This window comes from Geodermatophilus sp. URMC 65 (genome assembly GCF_053502545.1).
Window position 1 is genome coordinate 3,060,969 of the sequence record NZ_CP199954.1, and the last position, 15,428, is coordinate 3,076,396.

General features: G+C 75.4%; 13 protein-coding genes. 7 read left to right on the forward strand and 6 right to left on the reverse strand.

Annotation, left to right across the window (positions count from 1 at the left end; genetic code table 11):
* Nucleotides 1-100 precede the first annotated feature (100 nt).
* Together purF and purM are read left to right on the forward strand one after the other, a co-directional pair.
* The gene (purF, locus tag ACWIX7_RS14855) at nt 101-1,654 is read left to right on the forward strand and encodes an amidophosphoribosyltransferase (RefSeq protein ID WP_448617220.1); all 1,554 of its coding nucleotides are present in this window, start codon (nt 101-103) and stop codon (nt 1,652-1,654) included.
* Complete coding sequence (purM, locus tag ACWIX7_RS14860; RefSeq protein ID WP_448617221.1) at nt 1,651-2,715, forward strand: phosphoribosylformylglycinamidine cyclo-ligase; 1,065 nt, start codon at nt 1,651-1,653, stop codon at nt 2,713-2,715. The genes purF and purM overlap by 4 nt, the downstream gene beginning before the upstream one ends.
* A 93-nt stretch (nt 2,716-2,808) precedes the next feature.
* On the opposite strand, the gene ACWIX7_RS14865 is transcribed toward purM, so the two are convergent.
* Both ACWIX7_RS14865 and ACWIX7_RS14870 read right to left on the reverse strand, forming a co-directional pair.
* Nucleotides 2,809-3,033 carry a DUF3073 domain-containing protein gene (locus tag ACWIX7_RS14865; RefSeq protein ID WP_448617222.1) on the reverse strand — a complete coding sequence of 75 codons (225 nt, stop codon included), beginning with the start codon at nt 3,031-3,033 and terminating at the stop codon, nt 2,809-2,811.
* Nucleotides 3,034-3,225: 192 nt separating this feature from the next.
* Nucleotides 3,226-3,708, reverse strand: a complete 483-nt coding sequence (locus tag ACWIX7_RS14870; protein ID WP_448617223.1) for an ester cyclase — start codon at nt 3,706-3,708, stop codon at nt 3,226-3,228.
* A 677-nt stretch (nt 3,709-4,385) separates the two neighbouring features.
* Between ACWIX7_RS14870 and ACWIX7_RS14875 the strand changes: the two genes are divergently transcribed.
* A complete protein-coding gene (locus ACWIX7_RS14875) occupies nt 4,386-5,315 on the forward strand; it encodes a DUF1996 domain-containing protein (protein WP_448617224.1) in 930 nt (309 codons plus the stop codon).
* Between the two features lie 152 nt (nt 5,316-5,467).
* Here the strand turns inward: ACWIX7_RS14875 and ACWIX7_RS14880 are convergent, their stop codons facing one another.
* On the reverse strand, nt 5,468-6,580 hold the full coding sequence (locus ACWIX7_RS14880) for a Leu/Phe/Val dehydrogenase (RefSeq protein ID WP_448617225.1): 1,113 nt from the start codon (nt 6,578-6,580) through the stop codon (nt 5,468-5,470).
* A 441-nt stretch (nt 6,581-7,021) separates the two neighbouring features.
* Between ACWIX7_RS14880 and ACWIX7_RS14885 the strand changes: the two genes are divergently transcribed.
* Nucleotides 7,022-8,386, forward strand: a complete 1,365-nt coding sequence (locus ACWIX7_RS14885; RefSeq protein ID WP_448617226.1) for a M23 family metallopeptidase — start codon at nt 7,022-7,024, stop codon at nt 8,384-8,386.
* A gap of 115 nt (nt 8,387-8,501) precedes the next feature.
* Here the strand turns inward: ACWIX7_RS14885 and ACWIX7_RS14890 are convergent, their stop codons facing one another.
* Nucleotides 8,502-9,017 (reverse strand): hypothetical protein, encoded by a 516-nt coding sequence (locus tag ACWIX7_RS14890; RefSeq protein ID WP_448617227.1) that lies wholly within the window; start codon nt 9,015-9,017, stop codon nt 8,502-8,504.
* A gap of 60 nt (nt 9,018-9,077) precedes the next feature.
* Between ACWIX7_RS14890 and ACWIX7_RS14895 the strand changes: the two genes are divergently transcribed.
* From ACWIX7_RS14895 to mftG, 3 genes are read left to right on the forward strand one after another with little or no spacing between them, the layout of a single operon-like run.
* The gene (locus ACWIX7_RS14895; protein ID WP_448617228.1) at nt 9,078-9,944 is read left to right on the forward strand and encodes an MBL fold metallo-hydrolase; all 867 of its coding nucleotides are present in this window, start codon (nt 9,078-9,080) and stop codon (nt 9,942-9,944) included.
* Entirely contained in the window at nt 9,941-11,248 is a 1,308-nt protein-coding gene (locus tag ACWIX7_RS14900) for a class I adenylate-forming enzyme family protein (protein WP_448617229.1), read from the forward strand. The genes ACWIX7_RS14895 and ACWIX7_RS14900 overlap by 4 nt, the downstream gene beginning before the upstream one ends.
* Entirely contained in the window at nt 11,245-12,849 is a 1,605-nt protein-coding gene (gene mftG, locus ACWIX7_RS14905) for a mycofactocin dehydrogenase MftG (RefSeq protein WP_448617230.1), read from the forward strand. The genes ACWIX7_RS14900 and mftG overlap by 4 nt, the downstream gene beginning before the upstream one ends.
* Before the next feature lie 91 nt (nt 12,850-12,940).
* Here the strand turns inward: mftG and ACWIX7_RS14910 are convergent, their stop codons facing one another.
* Nucleotides 12,941-14,980, reverse strand: a complete 2,040-nt coding sequence (locus ACWIX7_RS14910; protein WP_448617231.1) for a transglycosylase domain-containing protein — start codon at nt 14,978-14,980, stop codon at nt 12,941-12,943.
* Between the two features lie 159 nt (nt 14,981-15,139).
* On the reverse strand, nt 15,140-15,334 hold the full coding sequence (locus ACWIX7_RS14915) for a hypothetical protein (protein ID WP_448617232.1): 195 nt from the start codon (nt 15,332-15,334) through the stop codon (nt 15,140-15,142).
* Nucleotides 15,335-15,428 lie beyond the last annotated feature (94 nt).

Genomic DNA, 15,428 nt, shown 5'->3' on the forward strand with positions numbered 1-15,428 from the left:
GGACGGCGCCCTGGAGGGGGCCGCAGTCCCGGCCGGGCGGGGTGGTCAGGACCACCCCGCCCCGCCCGGCACACCCGCGCGACGCCGGTACCGTAGGGGCGTGCCTCGCGGTGACGGACGGCTGACGCACGACCTCGACCCCCATTCCCCCGGACCCCAGGACGCGTGTGGCGTCTTCGGTGTCTGGGCGCCGGGGGAGGAGGTCGCCAAGCTGACCTACTTCGGTCTCTACGCCCTGCAGCACCGCGGCCAGGAGGCGGCGGGCATCGCCGTCTCCGACGGCGCCTCGGTCGTCGTCTACAAGGACCTGGGACTGGTCAGCCAGGTCTTCGACGAGGCGACCCTGGGCAGCCTGCACGGCCACCTCGCCGTCGGGCACACCCGGTACTCGACGACGGGCGCCTCCACGTGGGAGAACGCCCAGCCCACCTTCCGGACGACGGACGCCGGCACCGGGCTGGCGCTGTGCCACAACGGGAACCTGGTGAACACCGCCGAGCTGGCCGGCCGCGCCGCCGACGCCGGTGTGCCGGGCGCCTTCACCTCCACGACCGACTCCGACCTGGTCACCGCGCTGATCGCCGCCCACCAGGACCTCTCGGTCGAGGCCGCCGCGATGGAGGTGCTGCCCCAGCTGCGCGGCGCCTTCAGCTTCACCTTCATGGACGAGAACACCCTCTACGCCGCCCGCGACCCGCAGGGCGTGCGGCCGCTGGTGCTCGGCCGGCTGGAGCGGGGCTGGGTGGTCGCCAGCGAGACCGCGGCGCTCGACATCGTCGGCGCCTCCGTCGTCCGCGAGGTGGAGCCCGGCGAGCTGATCGCCATCGACGAGGACGGCCTGCGCAGCCAGCACTTCGCCCCGGCCGAGCCCAAGGGCTGCGTCTTCGAGTACGTGTACCTGGCCCGGCCGGACACGACGATCGGCGGCCGCGGCGTGCACGCCGCCCGGGTCGAGATCGGCCGCCGGCTGGCCAAGGAGCACCCGGCCGACGCCGACCTGGTCATCTCCGTGCCGGAGTCGGGCACCCCCGCCGCCGTCGGTTACGCCGAGGCCTCCGGCATCCCCTACGGCATCGGCCTGGTGAAGAACTCCTACGTCGGACGGACCTTCATCCAGCCCAGCCAGACCATCCGGCAGCTGGGCATCCGGCTCAAGCTCAACCCGCTGCGCGACGTCATCCGCGGCAAGCGGCTGGTCGTCGTCGACGACTCGATCGTGCGCGGCAACACCCAGCGCGCGCTGATCCGCATGCTGCGCGAGGCCGGCGCGGTCGAGGTGCACGTGCGGATCTCCTCGCCGCCGGTCAAGTGGCCGTGCTTCTACGGCATCGACTTCGCCAGCCGGGCGGAACTGATCGCCAACGGCCTCGACGTCGACGGCGTGCGCGCCTCGATCAACGCCGACTCGCTGGGCTACGTCTCCGAGCAGGGGCTCATCGCGGCCACCGAGCAGCCGGTCAACCGGCTGTGCACCGCGTGCTTCACCGGCGAGTACCCGATCCCGCTGGCGGAGAGCGAGCTGCTCGGCAAGCACCTGCTCGAGGGCATCGGCCGCCGGGTCGACCAGGACCGCGCGGTGACCGGGTGGACCGGTCAGCAGGCCGGCAGCGCCGCCGTGCCCGGTGGTGCGGACGACGCCCTGACCCGACCGTGAGCGACAGCGGGCCCGAGTTCACCTATGCCGCCTCCGGCGTCGACATCGACGCCGGCGAGCGGGCCGTCACCCTGATGCGGACGGCGGTGGAGGGCACCAACCGGCCCGAGGTCGTCGGCGGCCTCGGCGGCTTCGCCGGGTTGTTCGCGCTGGACACAGCGAGGTACCGCAGGCCGCTGCTGGCCTCCTCCACCGACGGCGTCGGCACCAAGATCGCTCTCGCCCGGCAGCTGGACCGGCACGACACCGTCGGCATCGACCTGGTCGCGATGGTCGTCGACGACCTGGTCGCCTGCGGCGCCGAGCCGCTGTTCCTGCAGGACTACGTCGCCTGCGGGCGGGTCGTGCCGGAGCGGATCGCCGCGATCGTCACCGGCATCGCGACCGGCTGCCGGCTTGCCGGGGCAGCGCTGGTCGGCGGGGAGACCGCCGAGCACGGTGACCTGATGGCGCCCGACGACTACGACCTGGCCGCCACGGCCGTGGGGGTCGTGGAGGCCGACGCGGTGCTGGGGCCCGAGCGGGTCCGGGACGGCGACGCGGTCGTCGCGATGGCGTCGTCCGGCTTCCACTCCAACGGCTACTCGCTGGTGCGCCGGGTGGTCGCCGCCGCCGGGCTCGACCTGGCCGCCACGCCGGCCGGGCTGGACCGCCCGCTGGGCGAGGTGCTGCTCGAGCCGACCCGCATCTACGCGCTGGACTGCCTGGCGCTGGTGCAGCGCTTCGGCGTCGAGGCCGTGCACGCCTACGCGCACATCACCGGTGGCGGGCTGGCCGGCAACACCGCCCGGGTCGTCCCGGACGGGCTGGAGGCCGTGCTGGACCGCGCCACCTGGGGGGTGCCGGCTGCCGTCTCGCTGCTCGAGGAGCACGGTGTGCCGCGGGCGGAGGCCGAGCGGGCGTTCAACTGCGGCGTCGGCATGGTCGCCGCGGTGGCCCCGGACGTCGCCGACGACGTGGTGGCGCTGTTGGGCGAGCGGGGCGTGCCCGCCTGGGTCGCCGGCACCGTGGGCGCCCGGACGGGCGACGCGGCCGCGCGGCTGGTCGGCAGCTACCGCTGACCGTCGGGCCCCGGCCCACGGCGCGCGACGACACCGCAGCTCCCGGTGGGAGCGGCGGTGTCGTCGGGTCGGCCCGCGCCGGTCAGACGCTGGTCAGCGGCTGGCGGCCCAGTCGTCGTCCGTGTCGTCGTCCGCCCAGCGGTCGGTGTACTCGTCGTCCTCGTCGTCGTCGCTGCCCGCCCGCGACGGCGCGGTGTACGACGACGTCGGTGAACCGGCCAGCTCGCGCTGCAACGCGGAGAGGTCGGTGTTCGGTGAGCTGTACTTGAGCTCACGGGCCACGCGTGTCTGCTTGGCCTTCGCTCGGCCGCGCCCCATCGGCTCGACCCCCTCGTTACGGAGTACGGGAGCCCAGCTCCGGGCTGGACGGCCCGCGTGGCGACCCCGACTGAGTGTCTCTGTCTCGACCGAGCTTACGACACGGATCGGCGACCGGCACGGGTCTCCCCCCGCTGTCGCCCGACCGGGGCCCCTGGCCACTGCCACCCCGCGCCGTACGACGGGCCGGGATCACGGGATCACGGTCTCCGACACCTGGTCGGGACCGGTCCGGGGTTCGGGGACGGCGGCCGTGCCGGACTCCGTCAGGCCGAGCTGGGACGCGAGGTCCAGCCGGTCGTAGTGGAAGCGGTGGGACACGGCCCTGCCGTCCCGGACCGTGATGACGTCGCACTCCCGCAGCCGCAGGGGCCTGCCGGTGGGTGGCAGGTCGCCCTCGGGGGAGCTGAGCGTCTCGGTGTGGGTGCCGACGAGCCAGCCCTCGTCCAGCGCGCTGTCGGCGTTCTCGAAGGTGGCCCTGGCCTCCCACGACAGGTCGGGGAAGGCCCGGCGGAACGACATCACGTACTCGACGATCGCGTCCCCGCCGTCGAGCCGGCCGGCGTCGGGTGCCTCGCCGACGGCATCGTCGGCGTACTCCTGCCGGAGGGCATCGCGGTCCCCACCCACGATGGCCGTGGTGATGCGGTCCATGGTCTCGCGCGCCTGTCCCATGACGACCTCCTCGACTCCTCCGTCGGCCCCCGCAGACGGCAGTGTCCGAGCCGGCTCGGCGCCGGGCGAGAGGCGAACGGCCCCGGACCCCTCGGCGCTGGAAGCGAGGGTGGCCGGCCGGCCGACGCGATGCGCTCCCCGGCGAGGCGGTCGGCGGCCACGGCGAGGGAGACGCCGTCCTCGTCGGCGGCCCGGAACACCCGGAGCGCGACGTCGACGATGCCGCCCGCGACGATCACGGGGTCACGGAACCGGGAGGTGCCACCTACGCCCCGGTGAGCGCCCTCTGTCCCCGGCCCCGGGCGATCGCTCCCCTCCCACCGGTCAAGATCGGCTATTGCCACGTCCGGGGTCGGGACACAGCCACCGGCGGGTTGCCGGTGGCACCCTCGGTTGCGAGTCCCGCGTTCGGCGGGGCGCTGCGCTGGGTCGGGGAGCGGAGGTGCGGGGGCTCGTTGCTCGTGCCGTTGTGGCGGGGGCCGTGGCGGTGGCGGGAGGGCTGCCGGGAGCTGCGGTGTGGGTTGCCGGGCCGGCTGGAGTGTGTGGTGTCGGGACAGGGGCGTGAGGAGCGGGCGGGTGCCGAGGACCGGGCAGCAGCGGGAGCGAGAGCGGGAGTTGGTCCTGCAGGACGCGCGCCCGGGGCTCGGTGACGAGGGCGGGCGGTGATGTGGGGCCGTGTGACTGCGTCGGTGGCGGCGGTGTTCGTGGGGGCGGCGGCGATGACCCCCGTCCCGGATGGGTCCGCCGTGCGGGCCGCGCCGGTCGACGTGCACTGGATCGTGGAGTGCGACCAGGTGGGCACCGCGCACATCGACCCGATCCTGAACCCGGGCGGGTCGTGGCCTCATCTGCACACGTTCGGGGGGAACCCGGCGGTGCACGCGTCGTCGACGGCCGGCCAGTTGTTCGCGGAGGGCTCGGGGTGCAAGGACTCGGCGGACCGGTCGGCGTACTGGCAGCCGACGTTGGTGGATGAGGCCGGTCAGCCGGTGGTGCCGGAGTCGTTCCGCGCCTACTACCGGGCGGGTGAGGTGGACCCGCAGCTCATCGAGCCGGCGCCGTTCGGTCTGCGTCTGGTGGCGGGGGATCCGATGGCGACGTCGCGGCAACCGCTCGACGTCAACTACCTGTGCTTGGGGACGTCGTATGCGCTGGTGAACTCCGTCCACGACACCGCGGTCGATTGTGAGCCGGGGGAGTTCCTGCGGTCGGACGTCGAGTTCCCGCAGTGCTGGGACGGGGTGAACCTGTGGCTGGAGAGGGTGGCGCACATGGCGTATCCGCGGGGCGGTGAGTGCCCGGCGTCGCATCCGGTGGCGATCCCGCAGCTGTCGCTGGAGTCCTCTTACGCGGAGGGGTCGACGTACGAGGGGATGGGGTTCGAGGGCGGGCTGTCGCCGTACGGGCTGCACGCGGACGCGATCCTGGCGTGGGACCCGGGGGAGATGCAGACGTTGGTGGAGGGGTGTCTGAACGCGGGTCGGGTGTGCGGGGACGTGACCGATGAGGTGCGGCCGTTCTCGGGTGCGGATGCACGGGGGACGTTGCCGCTGCCGACGGTGCCCGACGTCCCGGTGGCCGGGTCGGCTGCGACGGGGCACGAGTAGCACGCGAACACCTCGAGCGGGTCGGTGCCGACGGGTGCGGCTGGGACTGCAGCGGGATCAAGGCGCTGTCCGGTGGTGATGCCGCTCCCGTCGTGGGCCGCTTCCGCCCCGCGCGCACGAGATCACTGACGTGGACAGCCGGTGGAGCCGCGTCACCAGCCGCGCTGGAGCCGCAGGGTCGCCAGGCGACCGACGCTCGCCATGCGCTCCTCGGCCATCCGGTCGGCCATGACCGCAGGAGACACCCCGGCGTCGTCAGCGGCCTGCAGGACCCGCAGGGTGGTGTCGAAGATGCCCTCCGTCCGCAGCTTGGCCCGCTCGAACGAGAAGCCCGCCTGTGCGCCGCTGATGACCGGCAGCAAGCCCGGCAAGCCGTGCCGCTCGTCCTCGACCTGGATCACCCCGCCGGCGTTCACCAGGTAGTCCGGCGCGTAGAGGATCCCGCGGCGCATGAGCTCGGCGGCGATCCCCTCGTGCGCGAGCTGGTTGTTGGCCCCGCCGCAGACGATCTCGGCCTCGAGCACCGCGACCGTCTCGTCGTCCAGGGCGCGGCCGAGCGCACAGGGGGCGTAGACGTCGGTCGGCGTCCGCACCAGGGTCGCGGTGTCGGCGACGGCGTCGACCGCGGGGTGGCGGGCCAGCACGCGCTCGACCGCGCCGGCGTCGACGTCGGTGACGACGACGTCGGCGCCGTCCTCCACCAGCCGGTCGACCAGCCAGCTGCCGACCTTGCCGACGCCGGCCACCCCGACGGTGCGCCCGGCCAGCGACGGCTTGCCCCAGCGGTGCTGGGCGGCCGCCCGCATCCCCTGGAAGACGCCGTACGCGGTGAGCACCGAGGAGTCCCCGCAGCCGCCGTAGGCCAGCGACCGGCCGTGCGCGAAACGGGTCTCCCGGGCGACGACGTCGAGGTCGGCGTTGTAGGTGCCCACGTCGCAGGCGGTCAGGTAGCGCCCGCCCAGCGACTCCACGAACCGGCCGTAGGCGCGCAGCAGCGCCTCGGTCTTGTCGGTGTGCGGGTCGCCGATGATGACGGCCTTGCCGCCGCCGAGGTCCAGCCCGGCCAGGCTGTTCTTGTAGGTCATCGCCCGGGACAGCGCCAGGGCGTCGGCGACCGCGGCGTCCTCGTCGGCATAGGGGTGGAAGCGGGTCCCGCCGAGCGCCGGCCCCAGCGCCGTGGAGTGGATCGCGATGACCGCCCGCAGCCCGGAGGCCGGGTCGGAGCAGAAGACGACCTGTTCGTGACCGGAGCCGAGTACGTCCACGGAACGAGCCTAGGACGGCGTCGCTCGCCCGACCGGGTGCCCGGCACGGGGCACGGTCCTCCGCGGCGCCGGTGTGGTCTTGGTCACACACGACCCGCTGTACGCCCACCCCGTCGGCGGCCGCTCCCTCCTGCGCGGCCGCGGCTGCGGTCCTGGCGACTCCGGGAAGGGCGAGGTCAGCGTGGGGGAGTCGACCCAGGTCATGGCCGGCGGCGCCGGACCCGAGCCGCTCGCGACCGGGCGCGAGCGGCCGCGGACGAGAAATCCGCGCCCAGCCCTCAAGCTCACCCGTCCGGGTGACGAGAAGAGATGTGACAGGAGTGGGGCAGGTGTCCCGTGTGCCCGGTGTGACGGCCGTGCCGCGTGGAGACTTCCGAGACCGGTGTGACGCTGTCACGCTGCGGCCGCCCCCCGACGCACTCCTCTTCCCCAGGGAGCGACATGCCGCACAGCCGCCCTCGCCGGCGCACGTCCGGGACCGCCACGGTCCGGGCGCACCGCTCGCGCCCCGGGATCGTGCGCAGCCTGCTGGTCGGCGTGGTGGCCGGCACGGTGGTGCTGACCGGGGCCGCCCCCGCCGGGGCCGCCCCGACGCCGCCGCCGCCCAACCCCTCCGACGAGCAGATCGGGCAGGCGCAGTCGGCGCAGGACGCCGCCGCGGCCGAGGTCGGCCGGATCAGCGCCCTGGTCGCCCAGGCCCAGTCCCAGCTCGAGGGCTACGCCGTCCAGGCCGAGGCCGCCGGTGCCGCCTACCTCGCCGCCGAGGAGGCCCTCCTGGAGGCGCAGACCGAGGCCGAGCGGACGGCAGCGGAGCTGCAGGCCGCCACCGAGGCCGTCGATGCCGCCATGGCCCGCATCGCCGGGTTCTCCCGCGACAGCTACATGAGCGGCAACACCCTCTCCACCGCCGCGGCCCTGCTCGACGCGGAGGGGCCCGCCGACCTGATCGAGCGGGCCGCGATGCTCGACTACGTCTCCGCCAACCACCTCGACGTCCTCGGCCAGCTCGAGGTCGCCCGCGTGCAGCAGGCCAACGCCGACTCCGCGGCCCGCGCTGCCCGCGACCGGACGGCCGAGGCCGAGGCCGCCGCGGCCGCCGCCAAGGCCAACGCCGACCAGCAGCTGGCCGCCCAGCGCGCCGCCTACGACCAGGTCACCGCGCAGAAGGCCGCCTACGAGCAGCAGCTGCAGGCCGCCGAGGTCGAGCTGCTGCGCCTGCAGGGCGCCCGCGACGCCTACCAGGCCTGGCAGGAGCAGAAGGCGGCCGAGGAGGCCGCTGCCGCCGCAGCCGCCCGCCGCGCCGAGGAGGAGGCCGCCGCCGCGGCCGCCGCGGCCCGCGCCGCCGCCCGCAGCCAGGGCTCCGGGTCCACGACCAGCGCCGCGGCCAGCTCGGGCGGCTCCGGCCCCTACGTCAAGCCGACCTCCGGCCGCACCTCCAGCTGCTTCGGCTCGCGCTGGGGCGCCCTGCACGGCGGTGTGGACATCGCCGCGCCCATCGGGACACCGATCTACGCGGCCCACTCCGGCGTCGTGGCGCGGGCCGGGACGGCCACCGGCTTCGGCTTCGCCGTCTACATCCGCGGCGACGACGGCGCGGTCACCGTGTACGGCCACGTCAACCAGTACTTCGTCCGCGCCGGCGAGCGGGTGGTGGCCGGCGAGCTGATCGCGGAGGTCGGCAACCGCGGCCAGTCCACCGGCCCGCACCTGCACTTCGAGGTGCACCCCTCCGGTGCGATGTACGGCGGCCAGGTCGACCCGGTGCCGTGGCTGCGCGGGCGCGGGGTGTCCATCAGCGGCTGTTAGAGGAAGGACCACCCTTCCCCCCACGCCTCGCAGGCTCGCCGCGGGCCCCTGAAGGGTGGCCGTTCCAGCCCGTCACCAGGCCCGGGACCGGGCCCGGGCCACGCCTCGGGGCCGGTCAGGACGTGGGTGACGCCGAGGTGAGGCCGCAGTTGGCGGCGACGTAGTCGGTGAGTGCCGTCTCCGCCGGGCGGAGCTCCTGGCCGATCTGGGTCGACGCGTCGGCGTAGGCCTGCTGACCCTCCGGGGTGCCCAGGTCGAGCGTGCCGGCGGTGTCGGAGAGCCGGCGCAGCCCGTCGAGCAGCGCGGTCCAGTCGCCGGCGATGTCCGCGGGCGCCTGGACCTGCTCCAGCCGGGCGACGGCCTCCGGCAGCCGGGCTGCGACGTCCTGCGGGGTGGCCGCCGCGAGGCTGCCCTGCACCTCGGTGAAGGCGGTGGTCATCTGCCCGCAGAACCCCTCGGCGGCCGGGTCGGGGGCCGGCCCGCTCGAGGGTGCGGACGACGAGGCCGCCGGGGCCGAGGTGCTCGGCGCGGCGGCCGGCTCGTCGTCCCCCGACCCGCCGCAGGCGGTGAGCAGGACGACGGCGACGGCACCGGCGAGGGCCGAGCGGAGCAGCGGGGCGGGGGAGCGCATGGGCCCGACGGTAGTTGCCGCGTGCGCCGGGGTGCGTCGGGCGCGGCTACCGTGCCCGACGTGAGAACCCCGGTCGACCCTCGCGCCACCTGGGACCTCCCGGCCCCGGGGGCGATGCCGCGGACGGCGGACCTCGAGCCGCTGGTCACCCGGGTGCTGGCGCCCAACCCCTCGCCGATGACGCTGGACGGCACCAACACCTACCTGGTCGGGGCCCCGGGCAGCGGGCAGGCCGTGCTGGTCGACCCGGGGCCCGACGACCCGGCGCACCTGGCCGCGGTCGAGGCGGCGCTGACCGCGCGGGACGCCCGCTGCGTCGCCGTCCTGGTCACCCACCACCACGGCGACCACGCGGAGGCGGCGCTGCCGTGGAGCGCGCGGCTCGGCGCGCAGGTGGCGGCCGCCGACGCCCGCGTCGCCGGGCCCGACGGCCGGGTGCTGGAGCCGGGGGAGCGCCTGGCGCTGGCCGGGACGACGCTCGGCGTCGTCCCCACGCCCGGGCACACCGGCGACCACGTGGCCTTCCGGTTGGAGTCCGGCGCGGTCCTCGTCGGCGACCACGTGCTGGGCCGCGGGACGTCGGTGGTGACCCACCCGGAGGGTGACGTGCTGGCCTACCTGGCCTCGCTGCGCCGGGTGCACGACCTCGGCCCGAGCGCGCTGTACTGCGGGCACGGGCCGGAGCTGACCGAGGACCCGGGCGCGGTCCTGGACTTCTACCTGGCCCACCGGGCGTTCCGGGAGCAGCAGCTGCTCGCGGCGATGGTGCGGGGTGCCGGGACGGTCGACGAGCTGGTGGCCGACGTGTACGCCGAGGTGCCGCGGGAGGTGTGGCCGGCGGCGGCCCAGTCGACGCGCGCGACGCTGGCCAAGCTGGCCGCCGAGGGTCACGTGGTGCTCGACGGCGACCGGGTGCGGTTGCCGTGAGGGACGTCCCGGTCGTCCGGGCGGCGGACAGCGAGCGCGACCAGCGGCGCGCCGCGGCGGCGCTGCGGGCGGCCGGGCTGGGTCCGGGCGACCGGCTGCTGGTGTCCGCGGCGGCCTCGCCGGCGCTGCTCGCCGTCGTGCTGGGCGCGCTGCGCTGCGGCGTCGTGCCCGTGGTGCTCGACCCCGCGCTGCCCGCGGCCGAGCGCGCCGCGCTGGCCGAGGACGCCGACCCCGGGCTGGACGTCGGCGCCGAGCCCGAGCGGCTGCTGGCAGGGGACGACGAGAGCGAGCTCGCCGACGTCCCGCTGGCCCGGCCGATGCACTACACCTCGGGGACCACCGGCCGCCGCAAGGGTGTGTGGTCCGGCGTCCTGGCCGAGGACGACGCCCGCGCGCTGGCTGCCGAGGAGATCGACCTCTGGGGCTTCGACCCCCACGACCGGTACCTGCTGCTCTCCCCGCTGCACCACTCCGCGCCGCTGCGCTTCGCCGTCCACACGCTGCTGGCCGGCGGCGAGGTGCTGCTGCCCGGCCCGTTCGACGTCGGCCGAGCGGCGGAGGCGATCACCACGCTGCGACCGACGACCACCTTCTGCGTGCCCACCCACCTGCAGCGGCTGCTCGCCCGCGACGACGTGGACTGGTCCTCGTTCCGGCGGCTGGTGCACGCCGGCGCGCCCTGCCCCGAGCCGCTCAAACGAGCGGTGCTGGCGGCGGCGCCCGAGGACAGCGTGTGGGAGTTCTACGGCTCGACCGAGGCGCAGTTCACCGTCTGCTCGCCGGAGGACTGGCTGGCGCACCCGGGCAGCGTCGGCCGGGCCCGCCCGGGACGGCGGCTGGAGAGCGACGAGCGCGGCCAGCTGTGGTGCGCCGTGCCGCGCTGGGCGCGCTTCGAGTACTGGCGGGCGCCGGAGAAGACCGCCGCGGCCTGGCGCGGGGACCGCGTGACGGCCGGCGACCTGGGCCGGGTGGACGACGACGGCACCGTCTGGCTCGACGGCCGCCGCGAGGACCTGGTCATCTCCGGCGGTGTGAACGTCTACCCGGCCGAGGTCGAGGCGGTGCTCGACGCGCACCCGGGCGTCGTGGAGAGCGCGGTCGTGGGCGTGCCCGACGCGGAGTGGGGCCAACGGGTGGTCGCCGCCTACGTGGGCGACGCCGACCCGGCCGAGCTGGCCGGCTGGGCCCGCGAGCGGCTGGCTCCCGCCAAGCGGCCCAGGAGCCTGCACCCGGTCGGTGAGCTGCCGCGTACCTCGACCGGCAAGGTGCGCCGGCTGGACCTGCCGCAGGTCCTCCCGCTGTGACCTCGGACTGGGACGTCGTCGTGGTGGGGGCCGGCACGTCCGGCGCCCCGCTCGCGGCGCGGCTGGCCGACGCCGGACGGCGGGTGCTGGTCCTGGAGGCCGGCGCGGACCACGTGGAGTTCCCGGCCGACCTGCGCGACGCCGCCCGGATGGCCGCCGCCGTCCCCGGGCACCCGGCGAACTGGGACCTCACCGGCGTGCTGACCGAGGAGGTGACCTTCCCGGTGCCGCGCGGGCGGGTTGCCGGCGGGTCCAGCGCGCTCAACGGCGGCTACTTCGTCCGTGGCACCCGCGCCGACCTCGACGGCTGGGCCGCCGCGGGCAACGACCTGTGGTCCTACGACGCCGTCCTGCCCTCGTTCGTGCGGCTGGAGGCCGACCGCGAGTACGGCGACCGGCCCGGCCACGGCGCCCACGGGCCGGTGCCGGTCCGGCGGCCTCCGGACGGGCACCCGCTCGCCGACGCGCTCGGGGCGGCGGCCGCGGAGCTCGGCGCCCCCGACGAGCCGGACAAGAACGCCGACGGGCCGCCCGGCTGGGGGCCGGTGCCGCTCAACGTGGCCGACGGCGTGCGGGTGAACACCGCCATGGCCTACCTCACCCCGCGCCGCGGGCACCCCGGGCTGACCGTGCGCGGCGACGTGCCCGTGCGCCGGGTGGTCGTCGAGGGCGGCCGTGCGGTGGGGGTCGAGACGACGGAGGGCGTGGTGCGGGCCGGCGAGGTGGTGCTGGCGGCCGGCGCCGTCGGGTCGCCGCAGCTGCTGCTGCTCTCCGGCATCGGCCCGGCCGACGACCTGCGCGCGCTGGGCCTCGACGTGGTGGCCGACGTCCCCGGCGTGGGCGCGGACTACACCGACCACCCCGACGTCTACGTCACCTGGCGGCCGGCCCGGCGGCTGCCGATGCCGCGCGACCTGCACCCGCTGCACGGCGTCCTCAACACCACCTCCGACGGCGCCGCGGTGCCCGGCGACCTCGAGGTGCTGCCCTGGCTCAAGCCGTTCAGCCGGGTCATGGTGCCCCGCACGTCGGCGGGCGTGGCCCGGGTGCTGCGTCGGCCGGGGGCCACGCTGAGGGCGCTGCGCGGCGCCTCGTTGCACCGGCTGCTCGACACCGCCCGGCGCCGCGACGACCTGTTCCTCGGCGTCGGGCTGCAGCGGGAGGACAGCCGCGGCCGGCTCACCCTGACCAGTCCCGACCCGGGCGTGCAGCCGCGGCTGGACTACCGGTACCTCTCCACCGACTCCGACCGGCGGCGGATGCGGCAGGGCGTGCGGCTGGCGGCCGAGCTGCTGCGGACGACGGCGATGGCCCCGCTGGTCGCCGAGCGGACCGGGCTGCCCGACGACGTCCTGACCTGCGACCGGGAACTGGACCGCTGGATCCGGCGCTCGCTGGCCACCGCCGTCCACCTGGCCGGGACGGCGCGGATGGGCCCGGACTCCGACCCCGGTGCGGTGGTCGACCAGCACCTGCGGGTCCGCGGGGTCGAGGGGCTGCGGGTGGTCGACACCTCGGTCATGCCCACGGTGACCTCGCGCGGGCCGGCGGCGACGGCCGTGGCGATCGGCGAGCGCGCCGCGGAGCTGATGACCGGATGAGGACCCCGTCCTCCCCGGCCCTCGCAGGCTCAGGCCGGGACCCGGGACGGGGCCGATCAGGCTGGGGGCGGTGCCTGGACGGGGCCGTCGCTCACTGGCCCGGCAGCGGCGGGAGCGCGATGCCCGGCGGCGGGAAGAACACCGGCTCCTCGGCCGACAGGACCGGCAGGAACGCGTCGTGCCAGATCTGCCCGCCGCGGCTGCCGCCGAACCCGCCGACGTCCACGTTCGCCGTGGGGTTGAACAGCATGACGCTGGCGGTGTACCGCGGCGTGGAGCCGACGAACGACACCGACGCGCGGTCCTGGGCGGTGCCGGTCTTGGTGGCGATCTGGTGGCCGGGGATCGCGGCCCGCCGGCCCGTGCCGTAGGGCAGCGAGGAGCCGCCGACCATCATCTGGTTCACCGTCGTGGCGATCTGCGGCGACACCACCTCCGGCGTGCAGGAGGCGCCGGTACCCAGAGGTGTGCCGTCCTCGCGGGTCAGCGGCCGCCCGTCCCGGTCGAGCACCTCCACGACCGGGACCGGGGTGCACCGGGTGCCGTTGGCGGCGAGCGTCGAGTAGGCGCTGGCCAGCGCGAGCGGGCTGGTCGCCTCCGGGCCGAGGGTGAACGAGCCGCGGTTCTGGGCGATCACCTGGTCGGCCACCGGGTCGAGCGAGGTCAGGCCCAGCCGCTGTGCCACCCGCACCGGCCCCTCCACGCTGCCCAGGTCGTCCTCCAGGGCCACGAAGTAGGTGTTCGAGGAGCGGACCAGTGCCTCGTGCATGGTCAGCGTCGGCGGGAACGTGCCTTCGACGTTGCCGACCGTGTACGGGTCGAGCCCGTTGCGGTACACGCGCGAGGTGTAGGGGTCGCTCGTGGTGATCGTGTGCGTGGGCGGGAAGCCGCGCTCCAGGGCCGCGGTGGCGACGAAGACCTTGTAGGTGGAGCCCGAGCCCTTGCTGGCGACCACGTTGAGGTTGACCGAGGACTGCGCCGGGTCGTCGGCGTCGAAGCCGAAGACCCGGTTCGCGCTCATCGCCAGCACGTTGCCCGTGCCCGGCTCGACCGCGGTGAACATGGCGGCCACGGGGTCGCCCATCGGCTGGGTGGCCAGCACGGCGGCGTCGGCGGAGCGCTGCAGGTCGGCCCGCATCGTGGTGCGGATGGTCAGCCCGCCGTCCTCCAGCTGTTCCTGGGTCATCCCCAGGGTGCCGGTGAGGTGCTTCTGCAGGAGGTCGCAGAAGAACCCGCCGAGGACGGCGCTGTCGGCGCAGCCGTTGGGCGGGGGCGGCGCCGGGTCGGCCTCCACCGGCTGCGCCGAGACCTCGGCCAGCTGCGCGTCGCTGATGTGGCCCTGGGCGTGCATCCGCTCGAGCACCACGTTGCGCCGCTCCCGTGCCTTCTCGGGGTCGGCCAGCGGGCTGTCGGACGTCGGCGTCTGCACCAGGCCGGCCAACATCGCCGCCTGCGGGAGGGTGAGGTCGGCGGCGTCGACGCCGAAGTAGGCCTGCGCCGCGGCCTGCACGCCGTAGGCGCCCTCGCCGAAGTACACGGTGTTCAGGTACCGGGTGAGGATCTCCTCCTTGGGATAGGTCTCCTCCAGCGCCAGGGCCAGCCGCGCCTCGCGCAACTTGCGGCCCACCGTCTGCTCGGTGGCCGCCTGCCGGTCCTCGGGGGTGACGGCGGTCTGCAGCAGGGTCTGCTTGACCAGCTGCTGGGTGATCGTCGAGCCGCCCTCCTCGACGTCGCCGGAACTCAGGTTGCGCGCGAGCGCCCGCAGCGTGCCCTGGACGTCCAGGCCGTTGTGCTCGTAGAAGCGCTCGTCCTCGATGTCGACCAGCGCCTGCTCCATGACGTCGGCGATCCGGTCCGCGCCGACCGGCGTCCGGTTGTTCCGGTAGAAGTAGGTGATCACCGACCCGTCGGCGGCCAGGACGACGGTGTTGCCCGGCGGCGTGGCGTCGGTCAGCTCGACCGGCAACGGGGCCAGCAGCCGCGCCGAGGAGCTGGCGACCAGCCCCGGCCCCACCACCCAGGGGACCAGCAGCGCGGCGAGCAGCGCGCCGGCCAGAGGGAGGGCCAGCAGCAGACGGCCGAGCGCGTGCAGCCGTCGCTGGGAGAAGCCTGACCTGTGTGACGGTGTCATGTCGCCTCGCCCCGCTCGTCCCCGGCGTGCGGAGGAGCGCGACGCCGTGCCGGGGATCATCGCGCACGGCGACGGTCGAGGACACCCGGACGAGCGCGGTGGACGACACGTCCCGGCGGCGCGCCGTGCGCAGCCGCCGGGACGGCGGATCAGGGGGCCTCAGCGGGCGGTGGGGAGCTCCGAGGTCGCGGGGTTCGCCGGCGCGGACCAGGCGTCGGGGTGCCGGCGGCCGGTGTCGGTGACCCACCCGCCGGAGGGACGGGTGGCCGGGCGGGCGCTCAGGCTCACGATCAGGGCGAGCAGGCCGACGAGTCCGAGGAGGACACCAGCGATCACCAGGAACGTCGTGAGCACGCACCGAACGTAATTGCACGAGCGTTCTGTGTCACGTGGCGGATCTCCACCGGAGTGCGCCGCGACGTCGGACAGGATCTGACGAGCCGGTCGC

Excerpts from the sequence above, each read along its gene's own strand:
- ACWIX7_RS14865 (WP_448617222.1), bottom strand. The coding sequence starts at position 3,033 with ATGGGGCGCGGCCGAGCGAAGGCCAAGCAGACACGCGTGGCCCGTGAG.
- ACWIX7_RS14870 (WP_448617223.1), bottom strand. The coding sequence starts at position 3,708 with ATGGGACAGGCGCGCGAGACCATGGACCGCATCACCACGGCCATCGTG.
- ACWIX7_RS14885 (WP_448617226.1), top strand. The coding sequence starts at position 7,022 with ATGCCGCACAGCCGCCCTCGCCGGCGCACGTCCGGGACCGCCACGGTC.
- ACWIX7_RS14890 (WP_448617227.1), bottom strand. The coding sequence starts at position 9,017 with ATGCGCTCCCCCGCCCCGCTGCTCCGCTCGGCCCTCGCCGGTGCCGTC.
- ACWIX7_RS14910 (WP_448617231.1), bottom strand. The coding sequence starts at position 14,980 with ATGACACCGTCACACAGGTCAGGCTTCTCCCAGCGACGGCTGCACGCG.